Annotated in this window: 29 protein-coding genes; 19 read left to right on the forward strand and 10 right to left on the reverse strand. The window is 39.4% G+C overall.

The annotated features are described in order from the left end of the window. Window positions 1-173: 173 nt before the first annotated feature. The gene (locus FZC76_RS12165; RefSeq protein ID WP_148988430.1) at window positions 174-455 is read right to left on the reverse strand and encodes a DUF2564 family protein; all 282 of its coding nucleotides are present in this window, start codon (window positions 453-455) and stop codon (window positions 174-176) included. Between the two features lie 123 nt (window positions 456-578). After that, on the reverse strand, window positions 579-779 hold the full coding sequence (cspD, locus tag FZC76_RS12170) for a cold-shock protein CspD (RefSeq protein WP_060663892.1): 201 nt from the start codon (window positions 777-779) through the stop codon (window positions 579-581). A 197-nt stretch (window positions 780-976) separates the two neighbouring features. On the opposite strand from cspD, the gene FZC76_RS12175 reads away from it, so the two are divergent. The 4 genes from FZC76_RS12175 to FZC76_RS12190 all read left to right on the forward strand — a co-directional run bounded on the left by FZC76_RS12175 (window position 977) and on the right by FZC76_RS12190 (window position 5064). Beyond that, window positions 977-1222: a hypothetical protein gene (locus FZC76_RS12175; RefSeq protein WP_148988431.1), complete on the forward strand. Its 246-nt coding sequence runs from the start codon at window positions 977-979 to the stop codon at window positions 1220-1222. Between the two features lie 101 nt (window positions 1223-1323). Beyond that, window positions 1324-3495, forward strand: coding sequence for a DNA topoisomerase III (locus FZC76_RS12180; protein WP_148988432.1), 2172 nt, complete (start codon window positions 1324-1326; stop codon window positions 3493-3495). A 100-nt stretch (window positions 3496-3595) separates the two neighbouring features. Further along, entirely contained in the window at window positions 3596-4315 is a 720-nt protein-coding gene (locus tag FZC76_RS12185) for an ABC transporter ATP-binding protein (protein WP_262372561.1), read from the forward strand. Then, window positions 4312-5064: an ABC transporter permease gene (locus tag FZC76_RS12190; RefSeq protein ID WP_148988433.1), complete on the forward strand. Its 753-nt coding sequence runs from the start codon at window positions 4312-4314 to the stop codon at window positions 5062-5064. The genes FZC76_RS12185 and FZC76_RS12190 overlap by 4 nt, the downstream gene beginning before the upstream one ends. A 385-nt stretch (window positions 5065-5449) precedes the next feature. Here the strand turns inward: FZC76_RS12190 and FZC76_RS12195 are convergent, their stop codons facing one another. From FZC76_RS12195 to FZC76_RS12215, 6 genes are all read right to left on the reverse strand, one after another. Next, window positions 5450-6253 (reverse strand): ABC transporter permease, encoded by an 804-nt coding sequence (locus FZC76_RS12195; RefSeq protein WP_148988434.1) that lies wholly within the window; start codon window positions 6251-6253, stop codon window positions 5450-5452. Between the two features lie 3 nt (window positions 6254-6256). After that, window positions 6257-7048, reverse strand: coding sequence for an ABC transporter permease (locus FZC76_RS12200; RefSeq protein ID WP_148988435.1), 792 nt, complete (start codon window positions 7046-7048; stop codon window positions 6257-6259). Beyond that, entirely contained in the window at window positions 7011-8039 is a 1029-nt protein-coding gene (locus FZC76_RS12205; RefSeq protein WP_148988436.1) for an ABC transporter ATP-binding protein, read from the reverse strand. The genes FZC76_RS12200 and FZC76_RS12205 overlap by 38 nt, the downstream gene beginning before the upstream one ends. 323 nt (window positions 8040-8362) lie before the next feature. Continuing rightward, complete coding sequence (locus FZC76_RS12210; RefSeq protein ID WP_148988437.1) at window positions 8363-8995, reverse strand: FMN-binding negative transcriptional regulator; 633 nt, start codon at window positions 8993-8995, stop codon at window positions 8363-8365. 114 nt (window positions 8996-9109) lie between these two features. Further along, on the reverse strand, window positions 9110-9253 hold the full coding sequence (locus FZC76_RS23055; RefSeq protein ID WP_187442056.1) for a hypothetical protein: 144 nt from the start codon (window positions 9251-9253) through the stop codon (window positions 9110-9112). Window positions 9254-9276: 23 nt separating this feature from the next. After that, entirely contained in the window at window positions 9277-9501 is a 225-nt protein-coding gene (locus FZC76_RS12215) for a DUF3892 domain-containing protein (RefSeq protein ID WP_148988438.1), read from the reverse strand. A gap of 88 nt (window positions 9502-9589) precedes the next feature. Here FZC76_RS12215 and FZC76_RS12220 point away from each other — a divergent pair, with 88 nt between their 5' ends. From FZC76_RS12220 to FZC76_RS12230, 3 genes are all read left to right on the forward strand, one after another. Beyond that, window positions 9590-10270 (forward strand): class I SAM-dependent methyltransferase, encoded by a 681-nt coding sequence (locus FZC76_RS12220; protein WP_148988439.1) that lies wholly within the window; start codon window positions 9590-9592, stop codon window positions 10268-10270. 15 nt (window positions 10271-10285) lie between these two features. Further along, window positions 10286-10975, forward strand: a complete 690-nt coding sequence (locus tag FZC76_RS12225; protein WP_148988440.1) for an AIM24 family protein — start codon at window positions 10286-10288, stop codon at window positions 10973-10975. A 104-nt stretch (window positions 10976-11079) separates the two neighbouring features. Continuing rightward, a complete protein-coding gene (locus tag FZC76_RS12230; RefSeq protein ID WP_148988441.1) occupies window positions 11080-11232 on the forward strand; it encodes a DUF3934 family protein in 153 nt (50 codons plus the stop codon). Window positions 11233-11261: 29 nt separating this feature from the next. Here FZC76_RS12230 and FZC76_RS12235 read toward each other — a convergent pair whose 3' ends face one another. Next, window positions 11262-12437, reverse strand: a complete 1176-nt coding sequence (locus FZC76_RS12235) for a diglucosyl diacylglycerol synthase (RefSeq protein WP_148988490.1) — start codon at window positions 12435-12437, stop codon at window positions 11262-11264. 200 nt (window positions 12438-12637) lie between these two features. Here FZC76_RS12235 and FZC76_RS12240 point away from each other — a divergent pair, with 200 nt between their 5' ends. The 4 genes from FZC76_RS12240 (at window position 12638) to FZC76_RS12255 (ending at window position 16975) form a co-directional block, all read left to right on the forward strand. Next, on the forward strand, window positions 12638-14329 hold the full coding sequence (locus tag FZC76_RS12240; protein WP_148988442.1) for a formate--tetrahydrofolate ligase: 1692 nt from the start codon (window positions 12638-12640) through the stop codon (window positions 14327-14329). A gap of 216 nt (window positions 14330-14545) precedes the next feature. Further along, the gene (locus tag FZC76_RS12245) at window positions 14546-15079 is read left to right on the forward strand and encodes a glutathione peroxidase (protein ID WP_148988491.1); all 534 of its coding nucleotides are present in this window, start codon (window positions 14546-14548) and stop codon (window positions 15077-15079) included. Between the two features lie 151 nt (window positions 15080-15230). Continuing rightward, entirely contained in the window at window positions 15231-16088 is an 858-nt protein-coding gene (locus FZC76_RS12250; RefSeq protein ID WP_148988443.1) for an amidohydrolase family protein, read from the forward strand. 44 nt (window positions 16089-16132) lie between these two features. After that, window positions 16133-16975: a DegV family protein gene (locus tag FZC76_RS12255; protein WP_148988444.1), complete on the forward strand. Its 843-nt coding sequence runs from the start codon at window positions 16133-16135 to the stop codon at window positions 16973-16975. Window positions 16976-16978: 3 nt separating this feature from the next. Here the strand turns inward: FZC76_RS12255 and FZC76_RS12260 are convergent, their stop codons facing one another. Beyond that, window positions 16979-17230: a hypothetical protein gene (locus FZC76_RS12260; RefSeq protein WP_148988445.1), complete on the reverse strand. Its 252-nt coding sequence runs from the start codon at window positions 17228-17230 to the stop codon at window positions 16979-16981. A gap of 265 nt (window positions 17231-17495) precedes the next feature. On the opposite strand from FZC76_RS12260, the gene FZC76_RS12265 reads away from it, so the two are divergent. The 8 genes from FZC76_RS12265 to FZC76_RS12300 form a co-directional block, all read left to right on the forward strand. Then, window positions 17496-18125, forward strand: coding sequence for an HD domain-containing protein (locus FZC76_RS12265; protein ID WP_148988446.1), 630 nt, complete (start codon window positions 17496-17498; stop codon window positions 18123-18125). Between the two features lie 4 nt (window positions 18126-18129). After that, entirely contained in the window at window positions 18130-20037 is a 1908-nt protein-coding gene (locus tag FZC76_RS12270) for an ABC-F family ATP-binding cassette domain-containing protein (RefSeq protein WP_148988447.1), read from the forward strand. A 21-nt stretch (window positions 20038-20058) separates the two neighbouring features. Continuing rightward, a complete protein-coding gene (locus FZC76_RS12275; RefSeq protein ID WP_148988448.1) occupies window positions 20059-21180 on the forward strand; it encodes a conserved virulence factor C family protein in 1122 nt (373 codons plus the stop codon). A 173-nt stretch (window positions 21181-21353) separates the two neighbouring features. Next, window positions 21354-21788 carry a BrxA/BrxB family bacilliredoxin gene (locus FZC76_RS12280; RefSeq protein ID WP_148988449.1) on the forward strand — a complete coding sequence of 145 codons (435 nt, stop codon included), beginning with the start codon at window positions 21354-21356 and terminating at the stop codon, window positions 21786-21788. 53 nt (window positions 21789-21841) lie between these two features. Beyond that, the gene (locus tag FZC76_RS12285) at window positions 21842-22618 is read left to right on the forward strand and encodes a class I SAM-dependent methyltransferase (protein ID WP_148988450.1); all 777 of its coding nucleotides are present in this window, start codon (window positions 21842-21844) and stop codon (window positions 22616-22618) included. Window positions 22619-23243: 625 nt separating this feature from the next. Then, entirely contained in the window at window positions 23244-23834 is a 591-nt protein-coding gene (locus FZC76_RS12290; protein WP_187442059.1) for a YpjP family protein, read from the forward strand. 19 nt (window positions 23835-23853) lie between these two features. Then, window positions 23854-24384, forward strand: coding sequence for a phosphatidylglycerophosphatase A family protein (locus FZC76_RS12295; RefSeq protein WP_148988452.1), 531 nt, complete (start codon window positions 23854-23856; stop codon window positions 24382-24384). Window positions 24385-25768: 1384 nt separating this feature from the next. Further along, window positions 25769-26552, forward strand: a 784-nt coding sequence (locus tag FZC76_RS12300) for a helix-turn-helix domain-containing protein (RefSeq protein ID WP_148988453.1), incomplete at its 3' end; no start/stop codon positions are given.

A 26552-nucleotide genomic window follows, 5' to 3' on the forward strand; every position in this document is an offset into this window, starting at 1 on the left:
CCTCATAGCCGGAATGAAGACCTCGGTGACAAGGAAAAAGGACGAGGGAAGTCCTCATAGTCGGTATGAAGACCTCGGTGACAAGGAAAAAAGAGGAGAGAAGTCCTCATCGTCGGTTGGTATAAAGACCTCGGTGACAAGAATTAAAACAAAAAAACCGCCCATCCAGGCGGTTATTTTCGTGCTTCAGAAAGCTGATGTTCGCATTGAGAAAGGGATAATTCACAATTTTGAAGAAAATCGGTATCTAACCCCGTTCCTGCACTTTTTGCATCGTTAAGTAGAGATCTAGCGTTAGAAATGGCTCTTTCTGCATGATCCATTGCTTCAGGATCAAGACTCATAGTCGCCGACCCCACCATTTTTTCTGCAGATTGGATGGAAACCTGAACTTGAGCCAAATCATTATATCCTGTGTGTAATTCCGTGTTGTTAGTATATTGTTGTTTATCCATTTTTACAGCCTCCTTCTTATTTTAGAATAAGTAAAAGGGGCAAAAGATATTCACTAAAAAGAAAAAGACCATCAATCAAATGATGGTCTCTTTCTTTTTTCATATATGTTTTACAACTATAGATTAAAGTTTTGAAACGTTAGCAGCTTGTGGTCCGCGGTTTCCTTCAACGATTTCAAAAGAAACTTCTTGGCCTTCTTCTAAAGATTTGAAACCTTCACCAGTGATTGCAGAGAAATGTACGAATACGTCATCTCCACCTTCTACTTCGATAAATCCAAAACCTTTTTCGTTGTTGAACCATTTTACTTTACCGTTTTGCATTGTTCTTTTTCCTCCTAAAAATAGCGCACAATGTGCCGTGAAATTGTATTATCATCACCAATTTCCATCAGAAAAGAAAGCGGTTAAATGACAATTTCAATATACAATATTTCCTCTATGAGAGTCAAGGTTTCAAACTTTGTACCTGTTTTATTTTTTTGTTCCTTTCATATATATAGGTAAAGGAGGGATAAGCTATGCTGCGGACAAAATTTGAAGGTAGGGAAATGATATTACGGATCAAAAGGAATCTAAATTTTTACTCATTAGATGAGGATACGATTTACAACAGCTTGCGCGAGTCTTTACAAATCATATATTTCATGGATTCATTCGCGTTGCAAGTTGGTGAATACCTCTTAGTGGGAGAAACTCAACAAAGTGCATACCCGTTAATTACCGTCCAGAACATAGTGCCCAGAAAAAATATTGTGACCGTGTAACTATACAAACAAATGTTTTGCTTTTATAATTAATGTAGGAAAAGAGAAGGGATGCCACCCTCTTTTCCTACATTTATTTATAGAGTGGAGTGGAAGTTGTAGTGAAATTAATAATTGCTGAAAAGCCAGATCAAGGATTGAAGCTTGCTGCTCCATTTTCCTACAAGAAAAAGGATGGCTATGTTGAGATTCCCCCACAACCGATGTTCCCAAAGGGTGCCTTGCTTACATGGGCTGTTGGACATCTTTGTGAACTATTGTCTCCGGAAGAATACGATAAGGCGTGGAAACGCTGGTCCCTGCAAACTCTCCCAATCATACCCGAAAAATTCCAACACAAAGTAACCAAATCCAAATGGAAGCAATTTCAAACCGTCAAAAAACTAGTTCATCATCCTGAAGTGACAGAAGTTATTATGGCAGGCGATGCGGAGCGGGAAGGAGAGGCGATCATACGTATTATTCTCCTTGTTAGCAATTGTCATAAACCATTAAAGCGTTTGTGGATTTCCTCTTTGACCCCAAAGGCTGTTCAAAAAGGGTTTGATAACCTTTTAGAGGAACATGAAACGAGAAATGTTTACTATGAAGCGCTGAGTAGATCTTGTGCAGACTGGCTGGTCGGTATGAATGCTTCACGAGCTTATACTTTGCTCCTGCAGCAAAAAGGGATCTCCGATGTATTCTCTACAGGAAGAGTACAGACTCCAACATTAGCATTGATTGTAAAAAGGGAGCTCGAAATTGAAAACTTTGTATCCAAGCCGTTTTGGGAAGTGCTGGCCACTTTTAATATGAATGGAAAGAAATATAAAGGTAAATGGCATAAAGAGGAAGAGTCAAGGCTGGATAATGCGAACTTAGCCGAAAAGATTGTGCAGTTCTGTAAAGGAAAAGAGGCAAAAATAGAAAACATCGAGAAAGAACGTAAGGAATTCCAACCTCCATTTCTTTTTAACCTATCCTCTCTGCAAGCTACTGCCAACAGTCTCTATAAGTTCTCTCCACAAAAAACATTAGAGGTTGCACAAAAGCTTTATGTGAAAGGAATTATCTCCTACCCTCGTTCTGATTCAAGTTTTGTGACAAAAGAAGAGGCAGGCATGTTTCCTGAAACCTTGCAAAAATTAAGTGCTTTTAATGCATTCAAGGATTATTTTCCTCTTCCATTCTCATCCGTCATGAATAATAAACGGGTGGTAAATGAGAAAAAGGTAACAGATCACTATGCTATCATTCCAACAGAACAGGTGACAGATCCATCCAAGATGTCACCAGATGAAGAGAAGATTTATACACTTATTGTAAAACGTCTTATTGCAGCTCACTATGATAAAGCAATTTTTGACTACACGACGATACATACATTGGTAGATGGACGTGCCACGTTTGTCTCTAAAGGAAAAGAAGAAGTTCAAGCAGGCTGGCGAACGGTCATTTATGGTAACAAAAAAGTAAAGGAAACAGATGATGATGAACAAGATCTTCCTCCCCTAGAAAATGGAGAAACAGGACATGTGCATGATGTAAAAGTAAAAGAAGGAAAGACACAGCCTCCTAAACGTTACACGGAAGGGCAGCTCATAACGGTGATGAAAACGGCTGGAAAACACCTAGAGGACGGGGAGCTCACTAAAGTCCTAAATAAAACCGAGGGCCTCGGTACAGAAGCGACCCGTGCTGGGATAATCGGCGTGTTAAAAGACAGAAAATATATTGATGTGAAACGGAACCAAGTGTTCGCTACCAATAAAGGAAAGCTCCTAATTAAGTCCATTGGTTCAAGCATTCTAGCGAGTCCGGAAATGACTGCAAAATGGGAGCAGCGTCTGCATGAAATTGGTCAAGGTACAGCATCACCCGAAGAATTCATGGAACAGGCAAAAAAGCTGTCGATGAAATTAATAGAGGATGCAAAAAACGAAAGCGGACATTGGTCTTTTGAAGGAATGGATATTAGTGAATTCAAATACTCAAAAGGAAAGCGCAGGGGGCGAGGTTCTGCAGGTGTCGGCACAAAGGTGGGTACGTGTAAAAAGTGCGACGGAGATGTAGTGGACAAAGGTTCATTCTATGGATGTTCGAACTACAATTCAAATAAGTGCAATTTCACCATTTCAAAAAAAATACTTGGAAAAACCATCTCTGCTTCCAATGCGAAAAAACTCTTAACAGAAGGAAGAACAGCTGAAATTAAGGGGTTTAAAAAAGGAGAAAAGGAATTTAATGCTTCATTAGAATGGAAAGAAGATAAATTACAATTTGTATTTTAGTTTTCTCAAATTACATTAAGGTCGAGTGTGAGATGCTCGGCCTTATTTTTTTAAAAAACAAGGGTATAGTATGTACTATAAAATGGAAGGAGGGGGACCGTTGAAGGAGGCTATACAGTTAAAGAATGTACAATACCAAGCTGATGATAAACTAATTCTTAAGGGTATTTCTGGAAGTATTACTGGTGGAGAAATAACTACCTTTGTCGGACCCTCTGGTGCGGGCAAGACCACTTTGTTGAAAATGTTTAACGGGCTTCTGACTCCTACATCAGGTGAGATAATTATAGATGGCAAAAGTCTAAATAACTATGAACCAACAGTGCTTCGCAAGCAGGTAGGCATTGCTCTTCAAAGTGCTCCGATGGTTGACGGAGATGTATTTGATAACCTTTCTCTACCTTTACGGCTGCAAGATCGCTCTCTTGAAGAGGAAGAGGCGATCAACATGTTACATTTAGTAGGACTTGAAGAAAGCCAGATACATCAGAATGTGAAAGATCTATCAGGTGGACAAAGACAAAAGTTATCCATTGCAAGGACACTTGTAAATCGTCCGAAAGTATTACTTCTGGATGAAATAACTTCTTCATTGGATCAAACTTCACAAAAAGAAATTGACGAATTAATTCAAAGGGTAAGCAAAAAGTACGGCACTACTATAATATGGATTACCCACAATTTGAATCAGGCTTTAACTGTTGGAACTTCCACTTGGGTCCTGATGGGTGGAGAACTATTAGAAGCAGGTAAAAGTCAGGATATTCAAAACTCCACAAACGAACATGTCCAAGCTTTTTTTAAGGGGGAGTTGAAATGAACGCCTTCACGCTCGCAATTGCCCTCATTTTTGTAGTCATCCCTATCTTTCTTTCTAAAACATTCCGACTTGATCTAGAAAAAGATACGATTATCGCTGTAATCAGGTCTGTGGTACAATTATTTATCGTCGGGTATCTGTTAACCTTTGTTTTTGAATCAGAAGGATATTTCTTTATCATTTTAATGGTATTGATTATTATTGGGGCTGCTGTTCAAAATGTTGCAAGAAAGAAGACCCCGATTAAAGGAATCACCTGGAAGGTGGGATTAACATACATCTTTATTGAAGTTCTGACTCAAGGAATCTTGATTGGATTCAATATTATTCCTCCTACTGCACAGTATATCATTCCGATAAGCGGTATGATTATCGGTAACTCAATGGTACTTGGAATTCTTTTTCTAAATAGATTCCTTTCTGAGATAGAAGCAAGAGAGGATGAGATTGACCTGATTCTTTCCCTTGGAGGGTCCACCAAACAGGCCATACATACCCAATTGATACAGGCAATTAAAGCCAGCATGATTCCAACGATCGAAAGTCAGAAAACGATTGGGCTCGTTCAGCTTCCAGGAATGATGAGCGGGCAGATTATCGCTGGAGCCAGTCCCATTCAAGCCGTACAATTTCAATTGTTAATAGTATTTTTATTACTTACAACAGCATCTGTAACCAGCATCATGCTTGGATTATTGTCTTATCCAACACTGTTCAACAATAGAAAGCAACTTTTGAGGTTGAGATAAATAAACAGCAAAAAAAGCCAACTCATCTAGAGTGGCTTTTTTCATTGTAAAGAAGTATATGACATAGTTGATTTCCGTTCCAGGCGCTTCGCTTGCCTGCGGGCGTCTACGCGCCTTCCACTCCAATCAACAAGGGTTACTTCACTTTTACTTAGGGGTTTAGTAAAAGGAATTTGATTGAGTTTACGGAACACCACAAACCTTTTGTTCTAGTTATTCCTAGCTGTGGATTGGAGCAAATGGCGAAGACTCCAGCGGGGGAGTAACGGTAGCTTGAGACCCCACAGCGTAGCGAGGAGGCTCAAGCACCGTCCCGCGGAAAGCGAAGGCATTTGCGGAAAGGAACAGCGGCGTTCCACCATTAATAATGTTTTTACTTTGGTTATTAACTCCCTGTACTAGTAAATGCCCTAATTCCTCTGTTCCAGAACCAATATGCAATAACAAATGAAAGCAAAGCAATAGCGGGGGTTATAAGCGCCATAGCAACCACGGATTCTTTTTCAAAAAAGTAGGTTGCCGGGTAGTAGGCAGTAAATCCATAAGGAATCAGCCAAGTGATGATTAATGTGACAGCCTTTGGATAGATAGTCAAAGGGTATCTTGCAAACTCACTTAACTGGAACACAGAAACGACAATAGGAAGACTGTCTACCATCCAAAATGAAAAAGTGATGAAAAATAGGTTTATGGCGACAAATAAAATTCCACTTGAAATAATGAAAACAACTAATAGAAGCAGACTCTGAATCGTCCATTCAATCTCCAAATTCACACTAGCGATCGTTAGAACAATGCCACCGATGATTAATTGTCCAAACCCATCCTGCTGCACTCTTTCTGCCACAATTTGAAAAAGGGGATTCACTGGTCTTAGCAGAAGTCTATCAAAGTTACCAGAACGAATATACTGCCATCCAAGCGTCCATAAATTATCAAAGAAGATATGATGAATGGAACGCCCTAAAAAGGCGATGGCGTAGATGAAAAGTATTTCATAAAAAGTCCAACCTTTAAGAACTTCTATGTGATCAAACACAATTTTTAAGAAAAAGAGAGCAGTGAATTGTTGGACCATGACCGAGAACAATCCGATGAAAAAGTCTGCTTTATACTCCATCATCACCTTTAAGTGATTGCTAAAGTATTTTCCGTATAAGAACATATATCGATTACACTTTTTCCACATAGGCTATCCTCCAAACACGGTTACTTTTTTTATTGCTTGAGTCCAAACAACACGGACAACGACAAATAAGATAGCTAGCCAAAACAATTGGGTTGCAAAAGCAATCAATGCATCAGGGCCCATTTGAATTTGGCCTGTGTAAATGGCCACAGGTACGAAAATCATAGACTGAAAAGGCAGAAAGCTGCTCACTTCCTGGAACCAACCCGGAAATAGGGTAAGTGGAATGAGTGCTCCTGAAAAGAATTTAACAATCGCCTCGCGTAGCACCCTCACTCCCCACACATTGACCGTCCAAAAAGCCAACACGCCAATAATAAGGTCAATTTGTGTACCGATTAATATTCCAACGAGCATGCTGGCGAAAAACAATATAGCGACCTCTAAAGATGGAGGAGCTTGAATTCCAATGAAAATGATGGCTACTAGAAAAATAGGAATGGTCGTCCGTACAAAACTATTTGCTTTAGAACCAAGGTCCATAAAGATTAACTTAGTCAAGTAATCGTAAGGCTTTAATAACTCCAACGCTATATCGCCATTTTTAATATTTCTGGCCATCTCATTTCCTGCACCAGATACATAGTTTTCTAGCATCATTGCAATCACTACGTATGTAATCATCGATTCAAAGGAAATGGAAGAGATTTCTGTTCGATTTTGGAAGACAGCCACCCAGAAAAAATACATAATGACCAATCGGAGCAAAGTGGAGACCACATCCGCCCAGTACCAAGCGAGATAAGCGGTCTCGACTTTAATTTGAGACTTTAACAGCTCCAAGTACTTCCGCATGTTCTGGCCCCCGTTCGTAAATTTCCTGTACCACTTTTTCAATGCCAAGTTCTGTTATCGTAAAGTCTTGAACAAGATAGTCTCTCATAATCTCTTTCATGATTTCACTGCCAGTAATAACCGTATTGTTAAAATGGAGCAAATAGTGATGTTCTTCCTCTGGTATTTCTAAATGAACAGAAGTCCTCAAGGCAGATGGAAGGGTGAAGACGTCATTGGAATCAATCTCAAGTTTGATTGTTCGGTTAAATCTTGTCTGCTGTTTTAGAGAAAGAAGGCTGCCATCATAAATGACACTGCCTTTGTCGATGATGATAATACGATGACAAAGCTCCTCGATATCTTGCATATCGTGGGTGGTTAGAATGACTGTGGTCTTATGTTCCTTGTTCATTTGTTTAATGAATTGACGAATCTTTATTTTGACTGATGCATCTAAGCCAATGGTTGGTTCATCAAGATAAACAACGGATGGATTGTGCAAAAAGGCTGCTGCAAGCTCACAGCGCATCTTTTGCCCTAGAGAAAGCTGTCTGACCGGAATCGGCAATAGCGCTTCCAAATCTAACACTTCCTTAAACTTAGCAAGGTTTTTTTCATAAACTTCTTGTGGAACTTCGTAAATATGTTTTAGTAGTTCAAGAGATTCTTGGACTGGAATGTCCCAAAATAGCTGTGTCCGTTGTCCGAAAACAGCCCCGATATTTTTAGCATTTTTGGTTCTGTCTGAATAAGGAGTGATGCCATTCACTATGACAGAGCCTTCGTCAGGAGTAAGAATACCACTTATCATTTTAATGGTGGTGGATTTCCCGGCTCCATTGGAACCGATATATCCTACAATTTCACCTTTTGGAATGGAGAAACTGATATCGTTTACTGCAGTTTTATTTATATATTTTCTTTTGAATAATGATTTTACTGCACCTGTTAGTCCTGGATCTCTCTCGAACAAACGGTAATGCTTACTGATATTTTTCACTTCGATCATGTTGTTTTTTACCTCCTTGTCCTATCTGAATGAAAGCACTAACAAGTGACTATTATAAACACTTTATAGGAGATATGGAAGATATTTCTTTCGTGTGATGTAAAATAAATATTAGTATTCATATAGTCACCGCTGTTGATTTCCGCAAATGGCTTCGCTTTCCTAGGGGCACTGCTGGAGCCTCCTCGGCTACGCCTGCGGGGTCTCCACTTAGCGCTTTCTCCCTTAGGAGTCTTCGCCTTTTGCTCCAATCAACAGCTAGAGTTCTCTTTATTGGCGAATATCCCCAAAACAAAAAGAATGATCTGAATGTTGAATGTAGATCATTCTTGCTTGTTAGGTTTCATGTCTAATTCCATTAATCTAGCAATTTCCTTTGAGTCATATTGAGCCTGTTTCTTCAGCTGTTGGATGACACGTTCTTTTCTTTCGGTTGAATGATGTTGGTTCAATTTCCATTTACCTTGAAGATTTTCTACCCTTATCCTTAATCCTACAATTCCATTTAACATACTTTCGACAGTCTCCAGGTTATCTTCCAATCTCCAAGGTCTCTCAAACCCTTTTTCATAGAAATCTGTTGCTTCTTTTAAGATATGTAATAGCGTATGGGAGTCATGTATTACTTCTACTTTCCCTTGAGCATGGGCACTTACATAGTTCCAAGTGGAAACAGTATTTTCTTCTTCATACCAGGAAGCAGAAATATAGGCATGAGGTCCGTTGAATACTGCCAAAGCAACGTTAGAGTCCAGCGTTTTCCACTGAGGATTTGCTTTTGCCATATGTGAAAGTAACGTGATGCTGCCGTTTTCTTCAGTAGATAAGATGAATGGCAAATATGTAGCAGTTGGCACTCCATCATGCTGGGAGAATAATACTCCAAAGCTGTTTGCTCGGATAAACTGGATAATATCGCTTGTTTCTTCCTTTTTAAATTGCTTAGGTATGTACATGACACAAAGCTCCTTTACAGTTTCAATAGAATAACACTTATTGAAATTATATAGGATTTTCTGAGCATGTGGAGAAAAAAATAACAGAGCTGCCAAAATGACAGCTCCCAAGAATTATAGCTCTGTTTTATCCTTTTGGTCTTTATTACGTATATTGCCCTTGCTATTATCGCCGGCAACTTTTTCGTTCTCGCTTGTAAAGCTGCTTGTAGGGCTGTTCTGATTTTGGCTGCCGCCTTTATTATATTTCTTCGTCATGATTGTTGGCTCCTTCTGCTCTTTTAGAATATCGGCAAGTTATCCAAGTTATTTGTCGGATCCCCGTCGGCATTTCCTCTTATATACATCTCTCCGTCCTTACCTTTAAATACATTTGCTCCAAGAACAGTGCCTTGATTTACGTCGTTTACAGCTTCTTGATAGGAGAGAACTCTGCCGCTGGATGTTTTAAAACCTGTGATATCACCATCGCCATTTTTCTGAACTGCTACAAATGTTTCGCTCAAAGTAGATCCTCCTTTCTCTATACGATTGTAGCGTTTCCTTGTAGAATAAAATTATACGGTCTAGGAAGTAGATAAGGGGAGGGATTACATGAATAAGTTCAATTGGAATGAAGAAACAGAGAAGGTATGGAATGAGCGAGCAGAGTTTTGGCACGAAAACAGTGAAAACATGTGGTTAAACGGTAGTAGGAAGACAATCATTCCTTTTATAAAAGAAAGGTTAAAACAAAATGCTCATGTTTTGGATGCAGGATGTGGGGATGGTTTCGGCACCTTCTTACTAGCAGAAAATGGGTACCATGTAACAGGAGTGGATATTGCAGAAGCCATGATAGAAAGAGCTGTAAAAAAACGGGTACATACAAACATCAAGTTTCAAAAGGGGAGTTTGACGGAGCTTCCATTAGAGAATCACTCCATGGATGCCGTGATGGCCATTAATTCTATTGAATGGGTAGAACAACCTCTTCATGTGCTAGAAGAATTTCATAAAGTGTTAAAGCCAGGTGGGAAATTGTTTTTGGGGTTGTTGGGACCAACTGCCGGACCACGGGCACATAGCTACCAAAGGCTGTATGGTAAAGAAGCAATCTGCAACACCATGATGCCATGGGAGTTTGAACGGCTGGCACTTGAAAATGATTGGGAACTTTTGGACGGGATGCCCGTATATAAGGAAGAAGCGAAAAAACTGGATACTACTAATTTACCTCGCTTTTTAAAGCAAGCATTAACGTTCATGTGGGTTTTTGAGTTGCAGAAAAAATAGGGAGGCGATTTGATTATGTCTAAATATTCCATTCATCAATTTATTCAAAAAAGCAGGCAAGAGGATAAAGGGCAAGGTCTATTCGAGTTAGAAACGGAAAGAATACTTGAAGTCAATCTTAATGGAGACATATGGACTAAAATGGGTTCCATGATTTCCTATGAAGGGTCTATTAAGTTTCAACGGGAAGGAATGTTAGAACACGGTTTAGGGAAACTGATGAAAAAAGCCCTTACCGGGGAAGGTTCACAACTGATGAAGGCCTCAGGAAACGGAAAACTGTATATTGCTGATCAAGGCAAAAAAATTACAATCCTTGATTTGGAAGGAGACAGCATCTATATCAACGGCAACGATTTGCTTGCTTTTGAAAAAGGATTGGAGTGGGACATTAAACTTATGAGAAAAGTGGCAGGCATGATGGCAGGTGGACTTTTTAATGTAAGGCTGGAAGGTCGTGGTATGGTTGCATTCACATCGCACTATGAGCCTCTTACTTTAATGGTGAATCCAGGACAGCCTGTTTATACCGATCCTAACGCAACGGTAGCATGGTCAGGTAACCTACAGCCGGAGTTTGTCACAGATGTACAATTGAAAACTTTCCTTGGAAGAGGAAGTGGCGAATCGATCCAAATGAAATTCGCCGGTAACGGATTTGTGGTCGTACAGCCGTTTGAAGAAGTCTATACAACAGGTGAATAGCACTCTTCCGACATAAAAAACCTTTGCTTAATCACTCTAATGTAGTAAGCTAGATGTTTAACGAAATCACAATCTTAGTTGTTATATATATAGGAGTGAAACGAATGAGTAGTGGAAAGAGCAAAGGCGGAGGAACTGGCCGCGGAACAGGTAAAAAGGGATGGAGCCGCTGGCAAAAAGCAGCAAATAAAGCCAAAAGCAACAAACCATACAAGAGTAAAGGTGTAAAAGCAAAAGGAAATAGTGATTCCGAATAAAATACGTGAAAAGCTTGGAAGCCTATTAATTAGCTTCCAAGCTTTTTTTTCTGTGATTTAATAGTCGAGTGATTTTTCATTCGTGATATTTTTTCGCTCTCTTTGAGTATATCAGTCATGATCATCTCCTGAGATGAGGGCAAGTACAATTTTTTAATGGATAATTGCAAGGAGAGTTGTTTCTGTTTACTTTTTAGTAAAGAATCTATGCTATTAAGCAACTCTTCCTGATTCTTCGCTGTCAACGCTGCACCTTTTTCCGAGAAAAATCGTGCATTTTCTTTTTCCTGGCCAGGAACAGGCATATAAAGGATGAGAGGAGTACCGGTTGCAGTAGCTTCTGTAAGAGTAATTCCCCCAGGCTTAGTCACCATAACACTGGCAATCCTGTAGAGTTCATCAATTCTCTCAAGATATCCGAAACAATGGAGTCTATCCCTGTATTTATTCTCGAGTTGTGCCATCTCGTTTCTTAAAGAATGATTTTTGCCGCACACCACAGCTAGTTGATGATCTGTCTTTAACAAAAGTGTTTCACATGTTTCTTTTATATTCTTAAGTACACCATGAGCTCCAGCAATAAGTAGAATTAAATCTTTTTTAGGGCTTATCTGGTATTTGTCAAAGAGCATGCTCTTGTCTAACGATTGAGAAAAGGAAGGACGTATTGGGATCCCACTTACTACAACTTTGGATTCAGTGACGCCTCTTGAATGGATCTTTGCTTTTAATTCATTGCTTGCAACATAATATTTATCAATATCGTCATGGAGCCAGAGACTGTGCAGACAGTAATCGGTAATGATATTGAAGGTAGGTATTACAATACCTGTCCGACGACGGAATTCAGGTACGGCGTTGATTGGGAAAGTGTTAATTAGAATGTCAGGTTCTTCTGTTTCAATCAGAGAAGTAAGTCGTTTAAATCCGTATTGGTAATACCAACGAAGCATTTTTTTATTTTGAATGAAATCTGTCCCGTAATAAAACAGCTTATAAAATTGTTTCCCATACGTAAAGCTTTTTGAATAGAGCTTTTCTGTCACTTCTGAAATGAATGGATGTGATTCTGTGTACAGGTTGCAAATCTTTACATTATCATATCCTCTTCTAATACACTCTTGATATAAAGAATTAGCCACCTGCAGATGGCCATTTCCATAAGAAGCAGTCAAAATAATAATCTTTGGCCCTTTATTCCTCATCATCAAGCCTCCTAACAACAATTCCTACTTTATAAAATATTATCAATTTTTTGTTATGGAGAAATTAAAGTTTTTCTAATTTTATGTAAATTTTAAATGGACGAGTGAGCAGAACCAATCCATAATTTTTAGGAATAGTGGTACAATAATAGCATTGTAAAAAAATTAAAAGTCTACCATTAATTACGGGGGAATGAAGGATGAAGCATACTAAGACAGCTGTACAGAGTGATATTGAAATTGCCCAACAAGCTTCGATGAAAAAAATTATGGACATTGCAAGCCTCCTTGATATTGAAGAAGATGAAATTGAGCTTTATGGGAAGTATAAAGCAAAGCTTTCCCTTGACATTACAAAACGTTTACATAAGAAACAAAATGGGAAAGTGATTTTGGTTACAGCAATTAATCCAACTCCAGCTGGAGAAGGGAAGTCTACCGTTACAGTTGGACTTGGCCAAGCAATGAATAAACTGGGAAAAAATACAATTATTGCCATGCGTGAACCTTCCCTTGGACCAACGATGGGAATGAAGGGTGGAGCAACTGGAGGAGGGTACTCGCAGGTGTTGCCGATGGAAGATATCAACCTACATTTTACAGGGGATATTCATGCCATTACGACAGCCAATAACGCTCTTGCTGCCATGATTGACAACCACATCCACCAGGGAAATGATTTAAAGATTGACACAAGGAGAATCACTTGGAAAAGGGTGCTGGACCTCAATGATCGGGCGCTTAGAAAAATAGTCATTGGAATGGGAGGACCAACACAAGGGGTTCCCCGAGAAGATGGCTTTGATATTACGGTTGCTTCTGAAATTATGGCCGTATTCTGCTTGGCAAAAGATGTAGCTGATTTAAAAGAGAGACTTGCTAGTATAGTCATCGGCTACGACATGGAAAAGAAACCAGTGACAGTAAAAGATTTAAAGGTAGAAGGTGCCTTGACTTTGCTTCTAAAAGACGCATGCATGCCAAACCTTGTGCAGACCATGGAACATACTCCTGCCATCATTCATGGAGGACCTTTTGCCAACATAGCCCATGGCTGTAACAGTGTAATTGCGACGCAAATGGCAGCAAAACTAGGAGATTACGTGGTTACAGAAGCAGGCTTCGGTGCCGACCTTGGTGCGGAGAAATTTTTACATATTAAAACACCTGCACTTGGATTTAATCCCGAAGCAGTGGTCATTGTAGCTACAATCCGTGCCATTAAGATGCATGGGGGCATGTCAAAAGATCAATTAAAAGAAGAGAACCTCAAAGCACTAAGTATAGGGATAGAGAACGTAAAAAAACATGTGGAAACAATAGAAAAGTTCGGCTTGCCTTATGTAATAGCTCTAAATGAATTCATTACAGATACTGCTGCTGAAATAGAGTTTGTGAAAAATTGGTGTCAGGAAAATAAGATTCCAATGGCTCTCACTCAAGTGTGGGAACAAGGTGGTAATGGAGGTCTTGAGCTAGCTAAAACAGTACTCGAGCAAATAGAAACTAAAGAATCTTCCTATACACCGCTCTATCAGTCAGAGGATTCCCTGGAACAAAAACTAGAGGCAATTGTGAAGAATGTTTACGGTGGATCAGGAGTTGAATTGTTGCCAGCTGCCCAAAAACAGCTTCAGCAAATAGTTGGAGAAGGGTGGGGCCATTTGCCAGTATGTATGGCCAAGACACAATACTCCCTAACGGATGATGCCAAAAAGCTTGGAAGGCCGGAAAACTTCACGGTAACTATTAGAGAGCTGAAACCTTCTGTAGGCGCAGGTTTCATTGTTGCGTTAACAGGGAACATCATGACGATGCCAGGTCTTCCAAAAGAGCCTGCCGCACTGAAGATGGATGTAGATGAAAAAGGCAAAGCGGTAGGCTTGTTCTAATGTTCGATGGTGGAGAATTGGAGAAATTCCCTTTCGAAAATTTGGACGGAAAGAAATATTACTATTTTCTCCACGATAAAGCATGCACAAGACGAGAATGTGGAACTCAAAGCTGAAGTTATTTTTGATAGGCTTATATTGGAAGAAAATATTGACGATTTAAGAGACATGCTTTCATTTATGATCGAGAGTATTAATTAGTTGTACACACAAATAATGGACAGGGATAACACCTTCATCCATAATAAAAAGAAAAATGAGGTGAATGCATTGACAACAATCTATGATTTTACTGCACCAGATATTAGAGGAAATGAAGTACGGCTCTCGGAATATAAAGACTACGTTCTATTGATTGTCAACACAGCAAGCAAATGTGGTTTTACGCCACAATTTGAAGAGTTAGAGGAGCTGTACAAAGAATACAAGGACAAAAAGTTTATGGTACTGGGCTTTCCATGTAACCAGTTTGGAAACCAAGAGCCTGGTAAAGAAGAAGACATTAATGAATTTTGTCAGTTGAATTATGGTGTCTCATTTCCAATGTTTTCTAAGGTGGATGTGAATGGGGATGATGCTCACCCGCTATTTGATTATTTAAAAGAAAATGCAAAGGGATTATTGGGATCCAAAGCAGTAAAATGGAATTTCACCAAATTCTTGGTAGACAGAGATGGAAACGTAGTTGAGCGCTTTGCCTCGGCAACCTCTCCCTCTAAAATGAAAAATGATATTGAAAAATTACTATAATAAATTCACTTCTATTATTATAGGTTTGAGAATAAGTTTACATTATTAAAGCAATTATAAAAGCAAACCCTTTTCTAAAAACAGAGAAGGGTTTTTTTATATTACTATCGAATAAATAATAATATCACTATTCGAAGAAAGGAGTAACTTGTTGAAAATTATAGATGCCCATGTCCATTTTTCTAAAATAAAGAGCTTTCAGGACACCGCAGAAAGCATATCCAGACTCACCTATACATACGAAGGATTGCTTAAAGAATGGGAGGATTTTAATGTGGTAGGGGCTGTGGCTATGGGGGTCACGGAGACAGGACCAAATCGATTTCCGGATAACGAGAGCAATACACCGATGGGGTTAAATCTGGCAAACTCGATTCCTCCAAACATGGGCTATTGTCCTGGAATAAATCCTTACAAACTGCAGAAGGAGCATATACAATGCTTAGAAAGTGAAATTCAGAAGCAAAATGTAGTGGGAATAAAAGTATATTTGGGTTACTATCCTTTTTATGCATATGATGAAGTTTATTCCCCGGTATATCGGTTGGCTGCAAAATACAATTTACCGGTTGTATTCCACACTGGAGATACCTATTCAGAAAGAGGACTACTAAAGTATTCACATCCATTGACATTAGACGAGGTAGCGGTGTTTAACAGAGATGTGACGTTTGTGATGGCACACTTCGGGGATCCATGGGTATTGGATGGCGCGGAAGTCGTATATAAAAATAAAAATATGTACGCTGACCTTTCTGGCTTAATAGTCGGAACAAATCATGAAATAAACCGTCATAAGAAAACAAGATTTCTTCAACATCTGTTACACGCACTGGATTATTGCGACCATTATGAAAAATTGATGTTCGGTACAGATTGGCCACTTATTACTGTCGGTACATATCTCTCATTTATAAAAGAAATTATTCCAAAAGACTACCATCAAGCAGTTTTTCATGACACTGCTCTAAAGGTATTTCCAAGGTTGCAAGTATTATTATCAGACTAGTAGAATAAAATAGGAAAAAAGATAGAGGACAGGGGGAGTTATTTTTGGAGAAAATAGCATGGGTTACTGATAGTACTGCTTATTTGGACGAGATGTTGTCAAATCATCCTGATGTTTATAGCATCCCGATGGTGGTCTACTTTGAAGAAGAGGAATTTCTTGATGGTGTGACACTATCTTTAGAGGACTTTTATACAAAGCTCGAGGCGAGTAACACGCCACCCAAAACATCGCAACCTTCAGTAGGTGCTTTTGTTGAGCTATACAATAAATTGGCAGAATCCTACGACCGGATTATTTCTGTTCATTTATCAAGTCACTTGAGCGGCACCGTGTCATCTAGTACGCAGGCAGGGGAGCTTGTGGATATTCCCGTTCACACAATAGACTCTAAAGTCATCTCCTTTCCCTTATCTGCAATGATGAAAAAGGGAATCGAAGCGCATGAAGCAGGAAAATCACATGAAGAAATAATACAATATTTAAATGAATTAGCCACTAAATGTGACATATACGTCTTGATAGGCAGTTTGGAACAATTGCACCGAAGCGGAAGAATGTCAGGTGTTCAAAAATTATTAGGAAGTCTACTTCAAATAAAACCAATTATCCAAATTAAAGAAGGTAAATTGGATGTCGCAGAAAAAGTGCGCACACAAAAGAAAGCGCTTTTAAAAATAATGGATTTCTTGGATGAGGCTCAAGCTAAATCTACAATTAAAGAATTGTTTGTCCTTCACGGTACAAATACAGAGGAAGCAGACGCTCTAGTGGACAACCTTAAGAGTAAATATCCGGGTATTCCGATCGACCGTTTTCCGTTATCTACTGCCATCGCTGTACACGCTGGCGTCAATACAATCGGCATTTCCTGGTACAACGAATAAAAATCACCGATATTGAAGGACATATTGAACTTCCTTATCATCAAGAGGGTAGGCTCCAATTAAGGTATATCCAATACTGATGTATCTGGATAATGTTTCAGCGCAGTTGTTTGAGGTGGGTTCAAACGGTGCGTGGTCACTCTTAAAGACAGCTACCACTTGATTGTTCATATAATTGCATCTAATAAGGACAATATGTGTCCCAACCCAGGCAGTTCCAATTTGAGAACGGTTCGAAATTCTAGGATAATTCATTCCTTACTCCTTTCTAGCTAATGCGCAACGTCCGGTAACCTAGGCGTAGCCTTTAGCTTTTTTTGATGTTAAGGGAGCCATTTGCGGAAATTAACTGCGGGGTATAGCCAAAAACTAAAAGTAAGAAAGCTGACTCAGCGCATTTTATGAAAGCGAATCGCCATATGTTACACTAATGAAATGACTTACATTGCGAAATGGTATAGATATTGAGTTTTACATGTTAAAATGAAAATGAATCAAATGAAAAAGGGAGTTACATTTAGTGATACATAAAGTAGAAGAATACGTAGAATCATTATTCAACAAGGATAGCACAGGACATGACTGGTTCCATATCCAAAGAGTCAGAAGGCTTGCCTTACATATTGGGAAAGAAGAGAAAGCAAATCTTTTAATGGTAGAAATCATTGCCCTATTGCATGATGTACTCGATGACAAAATAACGGCAAATAAAGACAAGGCGAAAGATGAAATAGCCGCACTCTTGTCTGAACTGCCATTAACTAAAATACATATAGATGAAATTCTTTATACAATAGAAAATATCGGATTCAAAGGCGGAAATGGAATAGTACTGGACTCTCTGGAGGGGAAAGTGGTTCAGGATGCGGACAGGCTAGATGCATTGGGTGCCATCGGGGCTGCCAGGACATTTATGTACTCAGGAGCAAAAGGGCAAGCGATGTATGATCCTCAAATAGAGGTTAGAACTTCCATGTCATATGAACAATACAGAGGCGAAAAGTCCACTGCCATTAATCATTTTCATGAAAAATTGTTTCTTTTAAAAGATACACTTCAAACAGAAGAAGCGAAAAAGATTGCGTTGGAACGTCATGAATTCATGAAGAAATTTGTAGATCAATTTATGAAAGAATGGAATGAGATATAACAAGATGAAAATGTTGATTGGGGAAGATTTATCTAAAACATATGTGGAAAAAGTATTGCTCGGGAATGCCTCCTTCAGTATACAAGAAAAAGAAAGAGTCGGATTAATAGGTGTAAATGGTACAGGAAAATCGACCCTATTAAAAATCATCGCTGGACAAGAAACTCCTGATGCAGGTACCATTACTGCTTCCAATGACTATACAATTGGATTTTTATCGCAACAGCCCGAATTGAATGAGTCTTTTTCAGTAATGGAACAAATTTTCAGTAAAGACTCAAATACGAACAATGTCATTAGACAATATGAGAGGTGTTTATCGAAAATCCAAGAGGAACCTATGAACGAAAAACTTCAGGATCAACTTGCTAAGCTGCAAGCACAAATGGACCAGCTTCAAGCATGGGATGCTAGTTCAAATGCCAAGGCTATTCTCAATAAACTCGGAATTACAGATACAAGCCAACAAATATCCAACCTGTCAGGTGGGCAAAAAAAACGAGTAGCCCTATCTCAGACTTTGGTGGAAGCTGCTGATTTACTTATTTTGGATGAACCTACCAACCATCTGGATTTTGAAGCGATAGAATGGTTAGAAGACTATCTGAGCAAGTACCAAGGAGCGGTGCTGCTTGTAACACATGATCGTTATTTCCTTGATAAGGTAACAAACAAAATTTTCGAATTGCATAATGGCTCCATTTATACTTATACAGGAAATTATGGAGATTACCTAGAAGCAAAGGCGATTAGGCAGGAAGAAGAATTTAAAGTGGAAGCAAAACAGAAGAGCCTTTATCGCCAAGAATTAGAATGGATGCGAAAAGGAGCAAAGGCTAGAACGACAAAACAAAAAGCAAGAATTAAGCGTTTTGAGGACCTAGATGAGAAAGTATCCTCCACTTCCTCTGCAGGTGAATTAGAACTATTTACAGGTTCTGCAAGGCTTGGAAAAAAAGTAATGGAAATAGAAGATGTATCTCTTCAATTTGGAAACAAGGTTATTCTTAAACATGTAAACTTATTGATTAAGCAAAAAGACAGAATTGGAATAGTCGGACCAAATGGGGTTGGGAAGTCTACACTTTTAAATATCTTTGCTCAAAAAATTTCACCTGACCACGGTAAATTGGATGTAGGATTGACAGTTAAACTTGGTTACTATACTCAAGAGCAGCAGGAAATGAACCTTGAACAAAGAATGATAGAATATATTAAAGAGGAAGCCGAGGTTATTAAAGGTGAAGACGGGCAGCATATCAGTGCTTCACAGTTACTTGAGCGTTTTCTCTTTCCGCCACATTCCCACGGTACTCCAATACGGAAGCTTTCAGGCGGAGAAAGAAAAAGGTTATACTTATTGAGAATACTCATGTCCCAGCCAAATGTATTGTTACTTGATGAACCTACCAATGATTTGGATACAGAGACATTGACCATTTTAGAGGGTTATTTGGAAGAATTCCCTGGTGTTGTCATAACCGTTTCCCATGATCGTTATTTCCTAGATAAAGTCGTTGATGAACTGTTTATCCTAGAAGGTGACGGTAATGTTAAAAGGATTTTCGGCGAATATTCAGACTATGTTCAAGAGCAACAACTCAAGCGTAAAGAACAGAAGCAGTTAGAGCAAGCAAAAAAAGAAACACAAACAGTAACCCGCCAAAAACAAAAAACCTTGAAATTGTCCTACCAGGAACAAAAAGACTGGGATACGATAGAGGAAAGAATTATGGAGCTTGAAGAAAAGCTTGAAACCATTGAGAAAGAGATTGCAACTGCAGGTAGCGATTATGAAAAGGTTAGCAAGTGGCTTTCTGAGCAAAAAGAAACCAATCAATTATTGGAAGAGGCAATGAACAGATGGGAAGAACTATCTGAAAAAGTAGAAAAGATAAAAGAGCAATCATAACAAAAGAAGGGGTGTTTTTTCTTGAATATACAATCTATTGAACCAACTCCAAGTCCTAACACGATGAAGGTCATCCTCAGTGAAGAATTGCCGGCAGGTTCAAGAAACAACTATACAAAAGACAATAGCGACCTGGCACCTAAAATCATCCAGGAAATACTCGATATAGAAGGAGTTAAAGGGGTTTATCACGTAGCAGACTTCTTGGCCGTAGAAAGAAATGCCCGCTTTGATTGGAAAGGGATACTTTCTGAAGTAAGGGCTGCTTTTGGAGAAACAGAAGACAACCAAGACACAAAAGATCAAAGATCACTAGAAGGTTTTGGAGAAGTGAAAGTCTTCGTTCAAATGTTCCAGGGAATTCCTATGCAAGTGAAACTAACAGACGGAGAACAGGAAAAACGTGTTGGATTACCAGATAGGTTCATGAAAGCCATACTTTCAGTTCAAGAACAGCAGGATAATGTCGTACTTGAGCGTGAATGGAAGGAACATGGTGTCCGCTATGGAGATCTTGAAGCCGTTGGTACGGAAATAGTTGAAGAGCTTTCTGCAACATTTACAGAAGAACGCTTGGAAAAAATGTTAAAGCAAGAAAATAATAAGGATAATTCGAATACAATAAAATCGAAGGAACGTTATAAAGTGACATTGGAATTGCTGGATGACCCAGACTGGTCAAAACGCTTTGCTGCACTTGATCAAATGGATCCAAAACCAGAGGACATCCCAGTATTGGCTAAGGCACTAGAAGACGAAAAAGCCTCTATACGTAGATTGGCAACCGTATATCTTGGTATGCTTGAAGAGTCTGACATTTTACCTTATTTGTCAAAAGCCCTCAAAGATAAGTCCGTAACAGTGAGGAGAACAGCTGGAGACTGTATGTCAGATCTTGGCGATAAAGCAGCCATGCCTGCCATGATAGAATCTTTAAAAGACAAGAACAAATTAGTTCGTTGGAGAGCTGCCATGTTTCTTTACGAAGTTGGTGACGAAACTGCGCTTCCTGCACTTCGAGATGCAGAAAACGATTCAGAATTCGAAGTGAGCATGCAAGTAAAAATGGCCATCCAACGAATAGAAGGCGGAGTAGAAGCAAAAGGCTCCGTCTGGAAACAAATGACAGAAAGAAATAACTAAGTACTTTAGGTACCATAGCAGTTGATTGGAGCAAAAGGCGAAGACTCCTGAGGGAGACAGCGCTAGGTGGAGACCCCGCAACGAAGTGAGGAGGCTCACGTCAGCCCCTAGGAAAGCGAAGCCATTTGCGGAAATCAACTGCGGTATTCAAGTGATAAAAGGAGGAAATGAAAATGTCTATGGCATATGAAGAATATATGAAACAAATAGTAAAACCTATGAGAGATGAACTTACAAGAGCAGGATTTCAAGAACTAACCACAAGCGATGAAGTGGAAGAATACTTCAATAAAGTAGAAGGAACAACACTTGTAGTGGTAAACTCCGTTTGTGGTTGTGCAGCAGGACTAGCACGTCCAGCAGCAACCCAATCCATTATCCAGGCGGATAAAACACCTGATCACCTAGTAACGGTTTTCGCTGGTCAGGATAAAGAAGCTACGTCCAAAATGAGAGAGATGTTCGGTGACATTCCACCATCTTCACCTTCCATGGCCTTATTAAAAGGGAAAGAAGTCGTACATTTCATTCATCGCCATGATATTGAAGCGAACACGATGGAAAACATCATGACCAACATTCAAGGAGCTTTTCACCAATATTGTTAATTCGGTAGGATGTGTGTAGATACTACGCACGTCCTTTTATAAAGGAGAAAATTATGATTGTAACCACTGCGGGGAGAACCAATGAAGCAATGATTCAAACTGCAAAACATATTGCACAAGACCTTGGCTGTACCTACATACAAAGAAATAAGAAATCAGTCCATACATTGCTCAAGGAATTTGATACCCAAGAAGTTTTAGTGATAGGGAAAAATCGTTATGAATGGCATCGTATGAATGAGACTGAACCTATTTTCTTTCATCCTAATACAGCCGGATTTCGAGTTAAAAGGTGGCTACAGGGGGAAATAGAGCCTTTTTTAAAAGCAACAGAGTTAAAAGAGGGAATGAGTTTTCTAGATTGCACACTTGGTCTTGCATCAGACAGCATTATAGCAAGCTTAGTGACAGGTGAAAAAGGAAAAGTGTACGGGATAGAAGGGAATAAGGTTCTTGCCTATCTGGTGAAAAATGGCCTTGCTGCTTGGGAATCTGACCAAGATTCGCTAGAAAGTGCAATGAGACGCATTAAAGTAATCCAAGGCAAACATCAGGAAGTGCTATCGAACCTACCAGATAAGAGCTTTGATGTTGTATACTTCGATCCAATGTTTGAAATTGGGATTGAAGAATCAAACGGTATTGCCCCGCTAAGAAACATAGCGGTATCAGATGCTTTAAATGAACAAACACTGCAGGAAGCAAAAAGGGTTGCCAGGAACAGAGTAGTATTAAAGGACCACTGGCAAAGTGAAAAGTTTGCCCAATATGGATTTACCGTCCTAAAAAGAAAAACCGCAAAATTCCATTTTGGCTATACAGAAAGTTAGGCTATGTAAAACGGAAATCACCAACGGTGTCAGTGTATTTTCAAAGGCTCTGTTAAAGCATATTGTTGATTTTTGCAGCAACCTAGCTGTTGATTGAAGCAATAGGCGAAGACTCCTGAGGGAGATAGCGTTTAGGGGAGACCCCGCAGGCGCTTTTCCGAGGAGGCTCCCCAAACGCCCCTAGGAAAGCGAAGCCTAGTGCGTAAATCAACAGCGGTGTTTAACAGAGCCTTTTCAAAAAAAAACTCGTGTTGAGCAATTCTCAACACGAGTTTTTTTCTATAGAATCAGTCAGCAAAACATAAATAAATTAATGCACCTAAAGTAACAAAGCTTGATACCAAAATTGCAATATCTGCCATGAATTTAACCTCCAATATGTACTATTCATTAATATTAACAAAAAAACACAAATAAATGAATAATAATTAAATCATTTTTCATTAAATCACTAGATTAGTGCGTAATCTGTAACAAAAGGTATCCAAAAGAAAGTTTTGAAAGGCTAGGTAAGAAAAGTTAACGCAAAATTGATAAAATTTTCTTACTTTTGTGATATACTAGTTTTACATTATACTAGAGAAATTAATAGAATGGGGATATACAGATGGAAAGGAAAACTGTCTTGCCGAAATGGCTTAAGAAATCATTAGTAGTTTTAATTACAGCGCTCACGTTCGGTACAGTATCGCCACCTGCCTATTTGACGATAGACGATCAGAAGGATGATTCGTCGTTTGGCGATGTAACAAGCAAAGAATATAACAATCATTCTAATGAATTTATAGATCCATTTGAACAAAGGTTGTCTAAAGACTCATTTCTTTCTTTAGCTACAGAACAGGCTGAACTTCAAAGTTTTGCAAAATTCGGCTCAAGAATCGGTCCAAAAATACAAGATGAATTTAAAGATGTGATTTTCCCTAAAATGGAGTTGGTTCTACAAGATCTTGCAGAAGAGCATCCTGAAGAAGATCTCACTAATTTAACTATTTCTGAAAATCCTACGGGTGGAGATAGCGAAAAGATTTTTCATATTTATCATGCTGTTACAGGAAAAGATCTTATCCGATTTCATGTAAGAAAAGATCATCCTCCACTTGATGGGTATTATTTTAACTTTCATTACCATACTTATCACGATGACTTTCATGGCCATCATGCTTTAGGGTCTATTTATTGGGCAAAGAACACACCACCTAAATGGTTGAGCTAGAGAGAAAGAGGGGGGCCATATGAGAAAATATACGTTAAAAGAGATGAGAGAAACAACGAAAAAGATGTTGGAAGACAGAGGTGTTACGATACAGGATATCGCTGAAATTGTTCTCCTTCTACAAAAGAAATATATCAATAATGTCACCCTTGAAGATTGTATACATAACGTCGAGAAGGTCTTGGAGAAAAGGGAAATTGTCCATGCGGTGTTAACCGGATTGTCTTTGGATATTTTAGCAGAAAAAAAACTGCTACCAGATCCCCTTCAATATTTGGTTGAGACTGACGAACCGTTGTATGGGATAGACGAAATCATCCCATTATCGATTGTGAATGTGTATGGATCAATTGGCTTGACAAACTTTGGTTTTCTTGACAAAGAGAAATTTGGAATCATCAAGAGGTTGGATGAACACGATGGAGATGAAGTTCACACATTTATGGATGATATTGTATGTGCGCTTGCGGCAGCAGCAGCCAGCAGAATTGCCCACAGATCGAGAGACATAGAAGAAGCTGAATTAAGTGAAGAGGAAGTAATTGTATAATCAAACGTTTGAAAAGAGTGATTCTATTACAGAATTACTCTTTTTTTCTTATTGTTTAGGAAAATATTAAGTAATCGAATTGCGGAATAGTCTTCATGTTCATTTATTAACATCGTGATGAAGACCTCAGTGACAAGGAAAAAGAAAGAGAATAGTCCTCATAGTAGTGATGAAGACCTCGGTGACGAGAAAAGAGGAGGAGGGAGGTCCTCATCGTCGGCATGAAGACCTCGGTGAGGAGAAAAGAGGAGGAGAGAGGTCTTCATTGTCGGTATGAAGACCTCGGTGAGGAGAAAAGAGGAAGAGGGAAGTCTTCATCGCCGGTATGAAGACCTCGGTGAGGAGAAAAGAGGAAGAGGGAGGTCCTCATGGGAGTGATGAAGACCTCGGTAACATGAAAAAAGGAAGAGAGAAGTCCTCATTGTCGGTATAAAGACCTCGGTGAGGAGAAAAGAGGAGGAGAGAAGTCCTCATCAACGATATGAAGACCTTGGTGAGAAGAAAAGAGGAAGAGGGAGGTCCTCATGGTAGTGATGAAGACCTCGGTGACAAGAAAAAAGGAGGAGAGAAGTCCTCATCAACGTGATGAAGACCTCGGTAAGAAGAAAAGAGGAAGAGGGAGGTCCTCATGGTAGTGATGAAGACCTCGGTGAGGAGAAAAGAGGAGGAGAGAAGTCCTCATGGTCGGTATGAAGACCTCAGCTACGAGAAAAAAGGAAGAGAGAAGTCCTCACCGTCGNGTATGAAGACCTCGGTGAGGAGAAAAGAGGAAGAGGGAGGTCCTCATGGGAGTGATGAAGACCTCGGTAACATGAAAAAAGGAAGAGAGAAGTCCTCATTGTCGGTATAAAGACCTCGGTGAGGAGAAAAGAGGAGGAGAGAAGTCCTCATCAACGATATGAAGACCTTGGTGAGAAGAAAAGAGGAAGAGGGAGGTCCTCATGGTAGTGATGAAGACCTCGGTGACAAGAAAAAAGGAGGAGAGAAGTCCTCATCAACGTGATGAAGACCTCGGTAAGAAGAAAAGAGGAAGAGGGAGGTCCTCATGGTAGTGATGAAGACCTCGGTGAGGAGAAAAGAGGAGGAGAGAAGTCCTCATGGTCGGTATGAAGACCTCAGCTACGAGAAAAAAGGAAGAGAGAAGTCCTCACCGTCGATATGAAGACCTCAGCGACGAGAAAAGAGGAAGAGGGAGGTCCTCATCGTCGATATGAAGACCTCCGTGAGGAGAAAAAAGGAAGAGAGAAGTCCTCACCGTCGGTATGAAGACCTCAGCGACGAGAAAAGAGGAAGAGGGAGGTCCTCATCGTCGATATGATATGCTCCCTTTTAAGTAGACAGATAAAAAAACAAAAATCTGTTTCCGCTAAGGGGAGTATTTATTATGTCAAAAAATGCCAGCTCTTTCTCTGTCAAGATCAATGTCATAAAGGCTTGGGAAAAACGAACGCACACTATTACAGATTTAGCCCATATAAATAATGTTAGTCCCTCCACTATATATAATTGGATAGATAGGTATGAGAGTCTGGGGGAGAAAGGTTTATACCCTACCTCGAAGGAGTATACGAAGGAATATAAGCTGAGGGTAGTCCGTGAATACCTTAACGGGGGGTACTCTCAAAAAGAACTTGTTAGGAAGTATGAAATATCAAGTAAATCTGTCCTCCAAAAATGGATTAAGAATTATAATAGTCATAGAGAGTTAAAGGATACTTCAAAAGGAAGGAAATTCACTATGACTAACAAACGAAAAACTACCTTAAATGAACGAATAGAGATAGTGCACTATTATCTAGAGAACGGCATGGATTTTCATAAGGCAGCGGAGACCTTCAAGGTCTCTTACCAACAAGTATATCAATGGGTGAAAAAGTATGAGAATGGTGGCGAAGAAGCCCTCCAGGATAAACGTGGGAGGAAAAAGGAAGAAGTGGAACTTTCTCCTGAACAGAAGATAAAACGTGAGATGCAGAGGCTGGAAAGGGAAAATGAACGATTGCGAGCTGAACGCATTTCTAAAAAAGCTGGAGGAGATCGAAAGGAGGCAAAAATAAGTCAGATACGCCATGAGGAGAAGTATTTAGCTATTCACGAACTTGAACAAGAAGAAGGGTTTTCTATCGTGATGCTCTGTGACATTGCGGAGATTTCCCGGTCTGCCTATT

Origin of the sequence: Sutcliffiella horikoshii, from assembly GCF_008180725.1 — a bacterium.
Lineage (GTDB): Bacteria > Bacillota > Bacilli > Bacillales > Bacillaceae_I > Sutcliffiella_A > Sutcliffiella_A horikoshii_B.